The following is a 14667-nucleotide window of genomic DNA, read 5'->3' as shown; positions in this document are numbered from 1 at the left end:
TTGTTATTTGGTAATCTGATGGAACCATTGGTTTAAAAGCTCCTGTAGTTGGTCCTGTTTTTCTTTTGGAAAATTTTCGACTAACCTTTGATTCATTTTAATCATGGCTTGTTCCCAATTTGGAAACTCAGCTAATGCCTTTTCCGTTAGTTCAATTTGTTTCGTGCGTTTGTCTGTTCCCTGGATTTGCCGTACATATCCAAGCTTAACAAGCTTTTGAATGTTTCTTGTCATTGGTGGTGCTTCAACAGTTAAATAGTCACATAGCTCAGATTGTGTTGAGGTCCCTTTTGTTTTTAAAACAAATAAAACGGACCATTGTGCGCTAAATAGTCCGAAGGGTTCCAACGTTTCATTCACATGTTTTGTAAGCTGACGTGACAACTGATGCACTGAGTGAAACAGCTCATGACCAGTCTGCATAAAATCTCCTCAATTCATAGACTTTCACAAATTAGTTACCTAGGTAACTATATCATCTATTTTGTTATAAAAGCAAGTGGGTAGCTTAAAACAATTTTATTGAATAGGATATTTCACATACAAAAATCAAAAACTACTCTTAACGAATTGAATTAGGGGGACTATTACGTGATATCTAAAGAAATTATTTCCATCTTACAAGAGAAAATCCAACTGATTGAAAGAGAAGATAAAGCCATATATCTTGTTGGACCCATCAAACTTCCCGTAAATTTAGATGGGGAGACTGTCCTTTTCAACTGGTATTGTTGGCTTCTATGTGATGAAGTAACACTTGATGCAAATCGAATCATTGAAAAACTTTCGTCAACAAATTTAGCTGAAAGGCAACAATCGAGTGTTTTGGTATATGGAGATTTCGAAAATGCCGATGAGGCTTTAATTCGGATGCACAGTATATGCCACACAGGTGATATTTTTGGAAGTAAACGGTGTGATTGTGGATATCAATTAAAACAATCGATGAGAATCATTGCTGATCACGGGGCAGGGGCTTTGTTTTACCTAGCTAATCATGAGGGGCGTGGGATTGGATTATTTAGTAAGGCGATGGCCTATATCTTGCAGGAGAATGGCTTGGATACAGTTGAAGCCAATATTCAACTGGGGTTTAAGGATGATGCAAGAAATTATGATGATGCGATACGCGTATTGAAAACATTAAGGACTAAACCCGTTTCATTAATAACCAATAATCCGAGAAAAATGAACGCTTTAAAGGATGCCGGAATGAATGTTTCTGAGCGAATGCCGATATGGGGAGATGTCTCCGATTATAATCGGAAATATTTGAGGACGAAAATAGAAAAAGCCGGACACTTAATCGAAATGGCCCAAGATGAACAGCCATTCTAAAGTAATATGAGCTAACCTGAAAAGGCTAGCTCATTTTTAATCATACGGAAAATTTTCCCCTTCTGTATTTCGGAAAGGTGGAAGAAATTGAATGACAATAACTACAGGTAATAAATACCCTATCAGTGCCTCAACAATTGCGACAGCCCGCGAAATCCCGAATGGGGTTACATCCCCGTACCCAACTGATAAAAGCGTTATGGCACTAAAATACAACGAGCGAGTTACGACATCAAGTGATTGCTCCTGATGAGAAGCAGATGCGTAATGGTCATGCACCGCACCAAGATCAAGTAAGTCCAACAAAATATATAGAATGGCGAATGTTAATAATGTATTTAGATACACAACAATAAAGATCAACGCTCGATACAAGGTCTTCCGTCGATGAATGAACGACTTCATCCTACTCACATCCTTAAAGACAGCCTTTCTACATGTATATTAAAAAAACAGTAGAATAGACTAGCCTCAAGGATCCGTCTCCTGTTAAAAAATAAAACCCGACAAATTTAGCCGAGTCGGGTTTAGGTGTTGCTTATTCATGGTTAGGTTTATTCTCTTCAAGATAGCGATCAATAACCTGTAAAAATGCCTCTTTGTCATCAACCGTTACATAAAGTTTTGTCATTTCCTTCTTTATTCCAAAAGGGAGATTGGCTAAAGCCGGTTCTGTTAATTCGATTTCGAATTGTGGATCCTCTTCAAAAACGTTTGGTAATGTAATCGCAAAGCTTTGTTTTTCTCGAGCTCTTTCCTTTTTACCCGTAATCGTTGGTTGTATCGATTTAATGGTTCTTAAATCAACGACTATTTCACGTCTAATTCCAACCTGGGCAAGTAGTTTATGATCTTTGATAACAAGTGGTGAAAGACGAACAGCCTGAAAATCTGCAATAATCCAAAGCAACGCATATAAATCTAATGCAGTAAATATCCAAGCTGCGGTTGGACTCCAGAAATGTGCAATTAAAAAGTGAATCCCAATGACCTCTATTACCATCGCATGAACGAGCATGATAAACAGACCAAAATAACCTGAGTTGGTGTGGATCGTAAATGTATGAATATGTTTTCTGGCTTCCCATTTTTTCTTCCAGGAAAAGAAGCCATAATAAAAGATTGAAAAATCATATACGAGAATATCAATTAATTTTCTCTGTCCAAACGTTTTATTCATCGCCATACGCATTGTAGTAGGGTAATAATAATCGATTTCTTTTTGCCTTTTATAATTTTTATATAATGTAGGAATCTTACGGAATAAAATTGCTGCAAGAAACAGCTCAATGGCAATAAAGAGACCTTCAAGTGCAAATATTCCATATTTTACATATTCAAAGATGACTATATCATGATGGGGGACAATGAAGTAGGCAAACCAAAAGCCAGCAATCACAACCGGGAGAAGTGTGATGGTAGAAAGACGGCTTCGAACAACAAATAAATAAAAAAATAGCGGTAACACAATAGTCAAATCAAACAGGGATGCGAGTATCAAAGTATCCGTTACAGGCTCGAAAGGCTGAATGACCATTATCGTGTAGTTTGAACCAAGGACTAAAAGAGCAAGGATTAGAAAAATATAAATGGATCTGTTCTTCTTTAGTGAATATGCCATAGGATTGCCTCCCAACATTATTTGCTTACAAATTAAGTATAACAAATACAAAAAGGTGGCAGTAGCCACCTTTTAAAAAAATATGTTAATAATTTGGTAAATAAGGGCCGCCAAAGCCGCTGAAATGGGGAGTGTAATAATCCATGTAAGGACAATTTTTCGAGCTACTCCCCATTTCACACCTTTTACACGTTGGGCTGAACCAACGCCCATAATCGCTGACGAAATGACATGGGTCGTACTAACTGGTAAATGAATATACGTTGCGCCAAAAATAATCAGGGCAGAAGATAAATCCGCTGCAGCTCCATTGATTGGACGGATCTTCATAATTTTTCCCCCGACCGTTTTAATTATTTTCCAGCCACCAATCGATGTACCAATCCCCATTGCCGTCGCTGCGGCAATTCTGACCCATAACGGAATATCAGTTGAGGTCGTAAATCCCCCCGCAATCAATGCCATCGTGATAATCCCCATCGCCTTTTGAGCGTCATTTGTTCCATGGGTAAAGGATTGAAGGGCGGCTGTGAAAATTTGAAAGGTTCGAAACCCCTTATTTGTTTTATAAAGATTTGAATTTCGAAAAAGGACCTTAAACAGGTTCATCATTAGAAAACCTACTACTAATGCAAGAAACGGTGAAAAAATGAGTGCTTCTAGTATTTTTATAAAACCACTGTAGTTTAAAATGCCAAAACCCGCAGCAGAAATGGCTGTACCTGCAATCGAGCCAATTAGCGCATGTGATGAACTACTTGGAATTCCGAAATACCAAGTAATTAAATTCCATGCAATTGCAGAAAGAAGTGCTGCAAGAATAACAATTGATCCATTTTCAATGGCAAATGGATCGACAATATCTTTCGTGATGGTTTTAGCCACACCTGTAAAGGTAATAGCACCAATAAAGTTCATTGATGCCGCCATTACAATGGCTATTTTTGGTGGAAGTGCCTTCGTTGATACACTTGTAGCAATGGCATTAGCTGTATCATGAAATCCATTAATAAAATCAAATGCTAATGCAAAGAAAACAATTAATATTGTGAGTAAAAGTAAGCTATCCATGTTAATAAGATTCTCCTTTATGCATTTCTCATAATGATGGTTTCTAGCGTATCCGCAACATCTTCACAGAAGTCCGAAATGCCTTCAAGAATCTCATAAATCTCCTTTACCTGGATAATCTTAATTGGGTCTTTTTCCGTTTGGAAAAGCTGCTTGATTGAAACTCGTAAGATTTCATCACATTGTGATTCATAATCATTAATTTTAATGGCGTGTTTACGCATATCTAATAGTTTCTTGTTCGAAAGAAGTTCGATTGCATGATAAATTTCAATTGTGCTTTTATGAATGAAATCAGCATAAGAAGTCATATATTCGTCCGTATCTGTAAATGAATACATCTCAAAACGAGCAGCACATTGCTCCATTCCATCTAACACATCATCCATTTTCATTGCTAACTGAAGAATATCCTCACGCTCAATCGGAGTGATGAATGATTTATTGAGTTCCGTAATTAATCCGTGAATGACATCATCGCCTTTTTTTTCGTAATTTTTCATTTCAATCGAAAACTCTTTAAGATCACTTACATTTTTAATTTTAAATTGTACAAAATAGTCCGCGGCTTCCTTTACATTAGCCGAGATGGATGTAAGCGCGTCAAAGAATACATCTTTTTTCTTGCTTCCGAACATGATATTGTTCCTCCAATATGAGATTGATATGCACACAAAGAATATTTTTATCCTATTTTGTCGAATTTACAATAAAAGTGTACTAGGTGTTTCTCTGAAAAACACATATGTATTTAACAGACACAACAATAGACATGATTATCTTATTATCTATAGAAAATTAAGGAAATATACTTGAAATTTATCTAAAATGGTGTAAAATTACACTAAATATAATTGGTGTAATTTTACACATTGAGAATTGGTTGGTGAAGTTGTGTGGCACAAGTAATCATTATGGAAAGGCTCGATACAAAGGATTTACTTATAAAACAGAAAGAAGAAATGATAACGCTATCGAAGCGGGTATGTAAAGTGGGGGAAGAATACCTTCTTTCGAGATTTAGGATATACGATCAAGTCATTTGCTTAAGACTTAATCAGAAACTTTTTGCCTTTCAATTTGTTCAAAACATTGAACAGAGTGATGAAAAGTTTATATACTTTGGACCCTTATTTTCGAGAATGAGTTGTTTTCTGGACCTATTTTTGACTTACCTACAAGTGGTAATGGAAGAGAATCAAGACAGGAAGATTCACCTCCTTGCTGAAATTGAGAATCCAGAGGTGTTATTTCTTTTTAAAGCATTGTTTGAGGATTATGCTTATCCAAAATTTCACGATGTTCAGGTTCCGGAAGAGATCAAGAATAATGTTCGACTTTATGCCAAAAAACTTTCTCATATTCATAACCTTGATGTTGAAAGGATGACCACTCATTCAAAGGAATCACTTTATCAATATCGGCCTACACATTCAACACTAGAGAAGTGGCTCCATTCTAGAAAAATAGATTTATCACATGGAATGAATATTGTTTTATATTCTTTTGTACCAGCCGAACCAAAGGAACGTGAAGATTTTAAACTTCAACTAGAACAAGGAATAAAACGGATGACCAATTGGAAGGAAGGAAAAAGAGAAATGTTAACTTTATTTGAAGGAGGGATTACGAGCGATGTCTAAACTCTATTTTTCGCAAATTCGAGAGGATAGTGTAGTAGAAAGAGAGATTTCAAAAATAGCAAAACCGAGGAAAATACTAGTGATTGGGTCAGGAGGATGTACGGCATTTTCCATCCTAAATGATTCGGTTCATCAAGTTCTCTGTGTCGATATAAATCCAGCCCAGTGCGCGTTAATTGAGCTCAAAAAAGCTGCCATACACAATTTTTCGTTGAAGGAGTTTCTAGCTTTTATTGGAGAAACCTCATGTCAAAACCGTGTTCAAATGTATGAAGCAATAGAGAAGGATTTACCTGCTTATGCGAGAGAATATTGGCAGCAGCAATCTCAAGAAATTGAAAAAGGAATCAATCATTGTGGTGTAAATGAACGCTTTTATAGATTCATAGGGGAAAATATTTGTCGGAATATCTATGATGAATCCGTTTGGAATGAGTTATTCTCAGCAAAAAATCTAGTGGAACAACAAGAGTTTTTCGAAACATACTTGACTACATCTGAATGGCGAACTGCTGCGAAAATATTATTAAGTAAAACAACACACATCCAATTCTTTCCGAGCTTTATGTTTGCCAATGCAAGTGAACATGATTTTGCTGAATTCTTTCTGACTCAGTTTGAAAAAGAAGTGAAAACGAAGCCCATTCACACTAATTACTTTTTATCTCAGATTTTGTTTTCTTCCTATTTGTATGAGGAAGACGAGGGAGTGCCGTTTTATTTAACTGAAGATGGTTATGAAGCTACAAATAGAAATATTGATAAACTTTCCATTCATCCTGTAAGTATTCAAGAGATTTTACGTAAGGAGCAATCGATTGATACATTTTATTTGTCCAATGTATTTGATTGGGCGGATGTAAAGGGAAGGGAACTGATTTGCAATGGAATTTTACAGGCGAAATCAGATAAAGCAATCGTAATGTACCGAAATATGCTCAGTACGAGTCAATTGCCTGAAGATTTTATGAAGCAATTTATTTGTGATGAGGAACTGTCAAAGCGTTGTGAAGAATTAGAACGTTCGATGCTATATCAAAAAATAACAGTGGGGTACTGTGTATGACCTATGAATTTAGGGAGTTAGATGATTCCCATCACCATCAATTACTACAATTATCGAAAGAGACAAATACGGGAAGCGATCTTTTCTATGTTGACAGGTCTCCTTACTTTTTCAGCTTATCAGAGGAATTTGGAGCGACAAGGCACTTCGGGTTGTTTCGGGAACAAGAGTTAATCGGTTGTGTTGCGGTTAGTGAGCAAAAGCGGGTACTCAATCAAAGGTGTCAAAAAGTGTATTACATCAATGACCTTAGAATTCATCCAGACTATCACCGAACCTTTGCTTTTTATCGTTTAGCTGAATATTTATTGTCCTATTATCGAAACGAAGGAACCGTGAAATGGATGTTCTCTACTGTTCTTGATAGCAACACAAATAAAGGATCAATGACAAAAGGAAATGGCCTCCTTCCAGGTGGAGTTGAAATGGGTAGAACCATTCATATTGGCGTACCGATGTTTCTGAAATATCCAAATGGCCGTCTACATATAAGCGAAATTAACGGGGAAGAAGCATGGGGGATTTATAAAAAATTGGCAAGGATACAGCCGTTTGCTCCGTGTGGAAAACAAATGTTTTTAAGAGAAAACGGAGTGTTTTTAGTGCTAAAAGATGATAACAAGGAGTGCCTAGCTATTTGCAAGCTCGTGGACCAATCCGATGCAAGAAAGCTCAGATTGTCCAGGAATCTTCCTTTTTCGTTCAGAATCGTGAATTTGTTTTGTAGAATCGCCAATTGTCCACCCTTACCAGATCAAGATGAGGCATTTCGACATGGGTATATAGCCTTTTTCGCTGCGAAGGAAAAGCGACAAGACTATCAAAAGGAATTTATCTCTTATATTCAAAAAAAGTTTAAACAAAAGTTCAGCTATTTGTTTTTTGGAGTATCGGCTGAGGAAGCTCAATATTTTAGAAACAATCCATTTTATATAAAACTTTCATCAACAACGTTTGCGTATGGAGATATTCCAGCAAACCTTTCAATGGATTTTCATGAATTAACACTTATTTAGGGGGAATTGATCATGGAGAAATTTGTAGAGTTAAAGAAAGTGACAGATCGTATGTTTCAAGAAAAGAAAATTGAAGAGCATCCGTTGTTTGTGGCTTTAAACAACGGGGAATTCTCTGAAGAACAACGAAAGGAAATTGCACTTCAAATCTATCACGTTGTTCTTTACTTTCCACGTTTTTTATCCGCAATTTTAACAAATATGTCAGATTACCGGATGAGAATGCCGCTAGTTGAAAACTTGTTTGAAGAGCATGGAAAAATGAATGAAAAATATGTGCATAGCGAGACGTATAAGGAATTTTTAGAAGGGATTGGTGTTTCAGAGGAAGAAATAATGGAAAGCGAACCAAGCATCCCGGTCATTGCCTATAATCGTGGATTGACTGACTTATGTCTTCATTACCACTATTTAGAGGGACTTGCGGCACTGGGTGTGATTGAAGAAATTGTTGCTAGAGTGTCTCCATTGGTTGGTCAATTTGCAAAAAGTAATTATGGAAGTGAAAACAAATCGCTTATTCATTTTACTGACCATGAAGTGCTTGATGTTCAGCATGCGAACGAAATTTATGAAGTCGTTGCTTTAAGCTATGAAGGAGACCAAAAGCAAATGATTGAACGTGGTTTACAATTTGGTATGTACTACCATTCTCGAATGTACACAGACATCTTAGAATACGTTCGCTAATCCGCTGTACCTCAATACGGTGCACTTAGCCATTACTACTAGATACTTATCCGACGCCCCAAAATTCCACAGTTTGCTGATTAAAAATGGTCTCACATGACGATAGGACTGAGCATATTTTAGGTTAGTAACCTGTGGAGGTGTTGGAAAATATGGCGATATCTGGTAAAGAGTATATTAATAGAATTAATCAACTTCAGTCTGATATATGGATTGAGGGGGAGAAGGTGAAGGGGAATATTTCTGAACATCCTGCTTTTCGTGGAGTAATGGAGAGTCAGGCAAATCTCTATGACCTGCAATGTGATCCATCAATCCAAGACATCATGACTTTTACCTCTTCTAAAACAGGTAATCAAATTGGTACTTCCTATTTAGAACCAAAGACGAAAGAAGATTTAGAAAAAAGACGTCTGATGATTCAAACGTGGGCAAAAAGCACACTTGGAATGATGGGACGTTCCCCTGATTATATGAATACGACCTTAATGGCGATTAGTGCAGCAGCAGATTTATTTTCTTCTAATAATCCGGAGTTTGTGAAAAATCTCCGCAGGTTTTATGAGGAAGCGTGTGAGAAGGATTATTCATTTACTCACACTTTTATAAATCCACAAACAAACCGTTCTCTTTACCATACAGATGACGATGATAATATTATAGCTGCCAAGGTTATAGATAAAAAAGAAGATGGGATTGTTATACATGGTGCAAGATTGCTAGCAACACAAGGTGGCATTACAGATGAATTAATCGTCTTTCCATCAGGTGGTCATTTATTTAATGAGGACTATGCTTTTGCTTTTTCGATACCGAGTAACACAGAGGGATTGACTTTTCTTTGCAGAGAATCATTTTCCTATCGAGAGTCAACCTTTGATCATCCACTTAGCTCAAGGTTTGAGGAAATGGATACAATCATTGTTTTCAATCATGTTCATGTTCCCCGCGAACGGATCTTTATGAATGGATGTATTGATTGTGCCAATAAAATGTATGCGGAAACAAGCTTTTTTCCCTTAGTCCTACATCAGGTAATTTCTAGACAGGTTGTAAAAACGGAAAGCCTGCTAGGCGTCGCTCAAGCTTTGGTTGATACAATTGACATTGGTGGATATCAGCACGTTCAAGAAAAAATCAGTGAAATTATCATTGGGCTAGAGACGATGAAAGCATTATTGTTAACATCGGAAATTCAAGCGAAAATGGATAAATGGGGTACAATGGCCCCTGCAATTAACCCTCTATACAGTGCAATTAATTTATACCCTCGTCTATACCCGCGTTTTACTGAGATTTTACAGCTATTAGGTGCAAGTGGCCTAGTTTCCATTCCAACTGAAAAAGACTTTGCAAGTGAGAGAAGAGCTGATCTTGACCAATATTTGCAGGCTGCTAACGCGAATGCATATGATCGAGTAAAACTTTTTAGACTTGCATGGGATCTTTGCATCAGTGCATTCGGTTCTAGACAAACCCTTTACGAGCGCTTTTTCTTCGGTGACCCAATTCGTCTTGCAAGTAATCTATACCGCACCTATGACAGAACCGAATTAAAAAATCGAATCAATGAATTCTTAAAAAACTAATTCGACAAAGTTCTTGCCGTACAACATCGGTGAAATATATTCCGTTTGTATGCTCATAAAATTTTTTCCTGTTCGTATTAATATATGTAGCGCTATTTTTGCGATATTTTTGTAATTGCACATCTGGAGGGCATTTGAATGGGAAAAAATTTCATCAAGACGTTGTCTGAGGTGGGAAGAGTAAAAATCACCCTACTTGTAGGGCTCCTTTTTATTCTTTTCGTTGCTATTGGACTTAACATGTATATCAATTCTCGGGATGTTAGTGCTTTAAATAATCCATTACCGGAACCGACCATTATTTATGACAAAAATGGCGAGATCGCAAGTAAGGTCCCCGGACCTAAAATTGAAGGTGTTAGATATGAAACCATTCCACCACATGTGATTCATGCTGTTATCGCCACCGAAGACCGTAGATTTTACAAACATCCTGGTGTCGATTATGTCGGGATATTTCGAGCACTTTTTCGGAATTTAAAAGCGGGTGAGATCGTCGAAGGTGGGAGTACGATTACCCAGCAATTAACGAAGAATGTATTTCTAACTCATGAACAATCATTAAAGCGAAAAATAGAAGAATTCTTCCTTGCTCAAAAAATTGAACGTACATTTTCAAAAGAGAAAATCATGGAAATGTATTTGAATCAAATTTATTTTGGTGAAGGGGCATGGGGAATTAAAAACGCAGCAAGAACCTATTTTGGCAAAGAGGCTAAGGACTTAACGGTGAGTGAAGGAGCGATTCTTGCAGGTTTAATCAAATCTCCTTCTAAGATGAATCCGTTAATTGATCAAGAAAAATCTTTAGACAGAAGAGATCTTGTCCTTTCATTAATGGAGGAGCAGGGATACCTTACCTCTAATCAAGTCAACGAAGCGAAAGCGCAAGAGATGGTGTTTAAGGGACGCCAGCTTGATCCATATGAGGGAAAGTATCCATATTATATTGATCATATTATCGATGAAGCGATTGAAAAATATGGTCTCACCCAAAATGAAGTCATGTCAGGGGGCTTAGAGATTTATACCGAGCTTGATCCTCACATGCAGACATCCATAGAAAATGTCTATAAAAATGACAGCTTATTTCCTGCTAGTCCTGAAGACCAATTACTTCAAAGTGGAGCTATATTGGTAGATCCGAAGACTGGCGGTATCAGCGCATTAGTGGGTGGGCGCGGTGAGCATGTGTTTCGAGGTTTCAATCATGCGACCCAATTAAGAAGGCAGCCAGGTTCGACGATAAAACCACTTGCCGTATATACGCCAGCGCTCGAACATGGCTACAGCATTTATGATGTATTACCGGATAAACCGATGAGTTTCAACGGTTATCAACCATCAAATGTTTCCGGTAAATTTAAAGGCAGCGTGACCATGTACGATGCGGTAAGGGACTCAGATAATGTTCCAGCGGTATGGCTTTTAAATAAAATTGGACTAAAAACGGGTATTGATTCTGTAAAGGAGTTTGGACTTCCGATTACCGAAAATGATCAAAATTTAAGTTTGGCTCTTGGTGGACTTCATGAAGGGGTCGCTCCCCTTCACATGGCCGAAGCCTTTACAACCTTTCCAAGTGAAGGAAAAAAGACGGAGGCACATGCCATTTCGAAAATTGTCGATGCCAATGGTGAAATCATTGCCGAGTGGAAAGGAGAACCTGTACAAATTACTACCCCAGAAGTTGCCAAGCGAATGACATTTATGTTGAAGGGTGTAGTTGAAAGCGGGTCTGGTCGTCATGCTAACATTGAAGGAAGAGAAGTGGCAGGAAAGACTGGTTCTACCCAGGTACCTTTCGAAGGTATTAATGGCGTGAAGGACATTTGGATGGTCGGATATACACCAGAGCTCGTTGGTGCAGTCTGGCTTGGATATGACAAGACCGATAAGAATCATTATTTAACCAATTCAAGTGCTACGGCAGCCACGATATTTAGAGAAATCATCCAGCAGTCATTAAGTAATGTACCACCAAGCTCTTTCAATCTGCCAGCCTACCAGCCTCCTGTTAAGAAGAAGGAGAGCGAGTGGAAGGAAAACAAGGGGCAGGAAAACAAAAACGATCAGTGGAAAGAGGAAAAAAAGAAGAAGAAGGATGAAGAGAAGAAGAGGAAAAAAGAAGAGAAGAAACGGAAAAAGGATGAAAAAAAGAAAGACAAAGATTAAAAATCCAAGCAAGTTCCCTAGGGGGCTTGCTTTTTTTTTATGAAAATCCTATAAAAAAATATGTATTTAGGACCTTTTGTAGAGTATTGTAAGATTAGGAATAATTTGTATGCGACAAATTTTTACAAAGGTTTGAAAAAAATTCATAAAAAAATGAAACCTTTTATAAACGTGATTCGTAAATGAGAATGTAAAGAAAATTACAAAAGTATTTGTAAATTTTGGAGGTGAAGCTATGGAACTATTTGGGTATGATATTCAAACCATTTATCTTATTGGCTTAATCATAAGTGGAATCGGTACCCTACTTTTTATTCTATTTGGTGACTTTCTAGAGGGGATCTTTCCAGACAGTTTTTTGAGCCCAACACTCATTTTTTCATTCCTCACATTTTTAAGCGCATCAGGTTACATCTTTGAAAAACTGCTTTCCTTTCATAGTTTCTTAATTTTTGTTATTTCACTCGTATTAGCACTTATTTTAGTCACATTATTGAATATTTTCGTATTGATCCCATTGTCTTCTGCAGAAGAATCGATGGTCTACAGGGAAGAGGATTTGAAAGGACGAATTGGCAAGGTCATCACCTCCATCCCAATTGATGGTTTTGGTGAAGTAGTCATTGAAGGAATCAGTGGTACCATTGCTAAATCCGCAAAAAGCTTTAATAATGAACCTATCCCATATGATGAAAAGGTTCTTATTATAGATATTAAGGAAGGCGTTGTATATGTCTTGCCGTACCAAAATATGAAGATAAAAGGGGGAAATGAACTATGACAACAGGAATTTGGATTGTCATTGGAGTTGTCGCATTTTTACTACTTGCACTTATTGGAGTATTTGTTTCAAAGTACAAAACAGCTGGTCCTGATGAAGCCCTAATTGTAACAGGGAGTTACTTAGGTGGGAAAAATGTTCATGTGGATGAGGCAGGAAACCGCATTAAAATTGTTCGTGGTGGCGGTACGTTCGTACTTCCGGTCTTCCAACAAGCTGAACCGTTAAGTCTCCTATCGAGTAAACTAGATGTTCAAACACCTGAAGTATATACAGAGCAAGGTGTACCTGTTATGGCAGATGGTACGGCAATTATTAAAATCGGCGGTTCTATATCAGAAATTGCTACAGCAGCTGAACAATTTTTAGGAAAACGTAAAGAAGACAGAGAAAATGAAGCAAGAGAAGTATTAGAGGGTCATCTACGTTCAATCCTTGGTTCAATGACTGTTGAAGAAATCTATAAAAATCGTGATAAGTTCTCACAAGAAGTGCAGAGGGTAGCATCACAGGATTTAGCAAAAATGGGTCTAATGATTGTGTCATTTACAATCAAGGATGTACGAGATAAGAATGGGTACCTCGATTCTTTAGGTAAACCAAGAATTGCTCAAGTAAAGCGCGATGCTGATATTGCAACGGCAGAGGCTGAAAAAGAAACAAGAATTAAACGTGCTGAAGCTGAGAAAGAAGCGCAGAAGTCTGAGCTAGAGCGTGCTACAGAGGTTGCGGAAGCAGAAAAAATCAATCAGTTGAAAATTGCTGAATTCCGTAGAGAACAAGACATTGCAAAAGCGCGTGCTGACCAAGCCTATCACCTAGAAGAAGCGAGAGCCAAACAAGAAGTTACAGAGCAGCAAATGCAAATTCAGATCATTGAAAGACAGAAGCAAATCGAGCTCGAAGAAAAAGAAATTTTACGTCGTGAAAAGCAATATGATTCAGAGGTTAAGAAGAAGGCGGATGCTGACCGTTACTCAGTTGTTCAAGCGGCTGAGGCAGAAAAAGCGAAGCAATTAGCTGAAGCGGATGCAAATAAGTATCGAATCGAAGCAATGGCCAAAGCAGAAGCTGAGAAGATCCGCATCGATGGTCTTGCAAAGGCAGAAGCCCAGCGTGCACAAGGGGAATCTGAAGCTGATATTATCCGCCTAAAAGGTCTTGCCGAAGCGGAAGCAAAACAAAAAATCGCAGAAGCATTCGAACAGTATGGAAAAGCGGCCATCCTCGATATGGTTATTAAAATGCTTCCACAATATGCGAAAGAAGTGGCTGCACCACTATCCAATATTGATAAAATTACTGTTGTCGATACTGGTAGCAATGGCGAGAATAGCGGTGCCAACAAGGTAACCGGCTATGCCACAAACTTAATGTCTACCCTACAGGAATCGTTGAAGGCATCCTCTGGTATCGATGTAAAAGAAATCATCGAAAATCTGTCAGGAAAAGGGAATGTCAGAAACAGCATCGACAATTTAACAGATGAATTAGCTCAATCAAGAAAAACGGCACCAACAGATAACGAATAATTGAGTAAGGAGAAGCCAAACCTAGTTACGGTTCTGGCTTCTTTTATTGGTTAAACTAGTAAAAAACAAAAAAAATTTTTGATGAAGTGAACTTTTTACCAACCTCATTCGTATTATTAACGATAAATAAAGATAACCAAATCTT

At 37.6% G+C, this 14667-nt stretch carries 14 protein-coding genes; 9 read left to right on the top strand and 5 right to left on the bottom strand.

The genetic code is table 11. The features are described 5' to 3' along the window. Positions 1–3: 3 nt before the first annotated feature. Positions 4–423 carry a MarR family winged helix-turn-helix transcriptional regulator gene (locus ABC371_RS22610; protein ID WP_412898869.1) on the bottom strand — a complete coding sequence of 140 codons (420 nt, stop codon included), beginning with the start codon at positions 421–423 and terminating at the stop codon, positions 4–6. A gap of 168 nt (positions 424–591) precedes the next feature. On the opposite strand from ABC371_RS22610, the gene ABC371_RS22605 reads away from it, so the two are divergent. Beyond that, positions 592–1338, top strand: a complete 747-nt coding sequence (locus ABC371_RS22605) for a GTP cyclohydrolase II (protein WP_412898868.1) — start codon at positions 592–594, stop codon at positions 1336–1338. A gap of 36 nt (positions 1339–1374) precedes the next feature. On the opposite strand, the gene ABC371_RS22600 is transcribed toward ABC371_RS22605, so the two are convergent. The 4 genes from ABC371_RS22600 to ABC371_RS22585 all read right to left on the bottom strand — a co-directional run bounded on the left by ABC371_RS22600 (position 1375) and on the right by ABC371_RS22585 (position 4668). Beyond that, the gene (locus ABC371_RS22600; RefSeq protein ID WP_412898867.1) at positions 1375–1743 is read right to left on the bottom strand and encodes an ion channel; all 369 of its coding nucleotides are present in this window, start codon (positions 1741–1743) and stop codon (positions 1375–1377) included. A gap of 133 nt (positions 1744–1876) precedes the next feature. Continuing rightward, a complete protein-coding gene (locus tag ABC371_RS22595) occupies positions 1877–2959 on the bottom strand; it encodes a hypothetical protein (protein WP_412898866.1) in 1083 nt (360 codons plus the stop codon). A 72-nt stretch (positions 2960–3031) separates the two neighbouring features. After that, positions 3032–4030: an inorganic phosphate transporter gene (locus ABC371_RS22590; RefSeq protein WP_412898865.1), complete on the bottom strand. Its 999-nt coding sequence runs from the start codon at positions 4028–4030 to the stop codon at positions 3032–3034. 17 nt (positions 4031–4047) lie between these two features. Next, positions 4048–4668, bottom strand: coding sequence for a DUF47 domain-containing protein (locus ABC371_RS22585; protein WP_412898864.1), 621 nt, complete (start codon positions 4666–4668; stop codon positions 4048–4050). Positions 4669–4926: 258 nt separating this feature from the next. Between ABC371_RS22585 and ABC371_RS22580 the strand changes: the two genes are divergently transcribed. From ABC371_RS22580 to floT, 8 genes are all read left to right on the top strand, one after another. Continuing rightward, complete coding sequence (locus ABC371_RS22580) at positions 4927–5673, top strand: hypothetical protein (protein WP_412898863.1); 747 nt, start codon at positions 4927–4929, stop codon at positions 5671–5673. Beyond that, positions 5666–6739, top strand: a complete 1074-nt coding sequence (locus tag ABC371_RS22575; RefSeq protein ID WP_412898862.1) for a DUF3419 family protein — start codon at positions 5666–5668, stop codon at positions 6737–6739. Before ABC371_RS22580 ends, ABC371_RS22575 begins: the two co-directional genes overlap by 8 nt. Then, a complete protein-coding gene (locus ABC371_RS22570) occupies positions 6736–7755 on the top strand; it encodes a GNAT family N-acetyltransferase (RefSeq protein ID WP_412898861.1) in 1020 nt (339 codons plus the stop codon). The genes ABC371_RS22575 and ABC371_RS22570 overlap by 4 nt, the downstream gene beginning before the upstream one ends. Before the next feature lie 12 nt (positions 7756–7767). After that, positions 7768–8445: an iron-containing redox enzyme family protein gene (locus ABC371_RS22565; protein WP_412898860.1), complete on the top strand. Its 678-nt coding sequence runs from the start codon at positions 7768–7770 to the stop codon at positions 8443–8445. Between the two features lie 152 nt (positions 8446–8597). Beyond that, the gene (gene hpaB, locus ABC371_RS22560; RefSeq protein ID WP_412898859.1) at positions 8598–10034 is read left to right on the top strand and encodes a 4-hydroxyphenylacetate 3-monooxygenase, oxygenase component; all 1437 of its coding nucleotides are present in this window, start codon (positions 8598–8600) and stop codon (positions 10032–10034) included. Positions 10035–10172: 138 nt separating this feature from the next. After that, on the top strand, positions 10173–12209 hold the full coding sequence (locus ABC371_RS22555; protein WP_412898858.1) for a transglycosylase domain-containing protein: 2037 nt from the start codon (positions 10173–10175) through the stop codon (positions 12207–12209). 235 nt (positions 12210–12444) lie between these two features. Then, complete coding sequence (locus tag ABC371_RS22550; RefSeq protein WP_412898857.1) at positions 12445–12990, top strand: NfeD family protein; 546 nt, start codon at positions 12445–12447, stop codon at positions 12988–12990. Then, the gene (floT, locus tag ABC371_RS22545) at positions 12987–14522 is read left to right on the top strand and encodes a flotillin lipid rafts scaffold protein FloT (RefSeq protein WP_412898856.1); all 1536 of its coding nucleotides are present in this window, start codon (positions 12987–12989) and stop codon (positions 14520–14522) included. Before ABC371_RS22550 ends, floT begins: the two co-directional genes overlap by 4 nt. Positions 14523–14667: the final 145 nt, after the last annotated feature.

This window comes from Bacillus jepli, assembly GCF_047238305.1.
In the GTDB taxonomy this organism is placed as follows: domain Bacteria; phylum Bacillota; class Bacilli; order Bacillales; family Bacillaceae_L; genus Ferdinandcohnia.
Note: the sequence above shows the minus strand (reverse complement) of the source record. Positions and strands in the feature narration are given on the sequence as shown.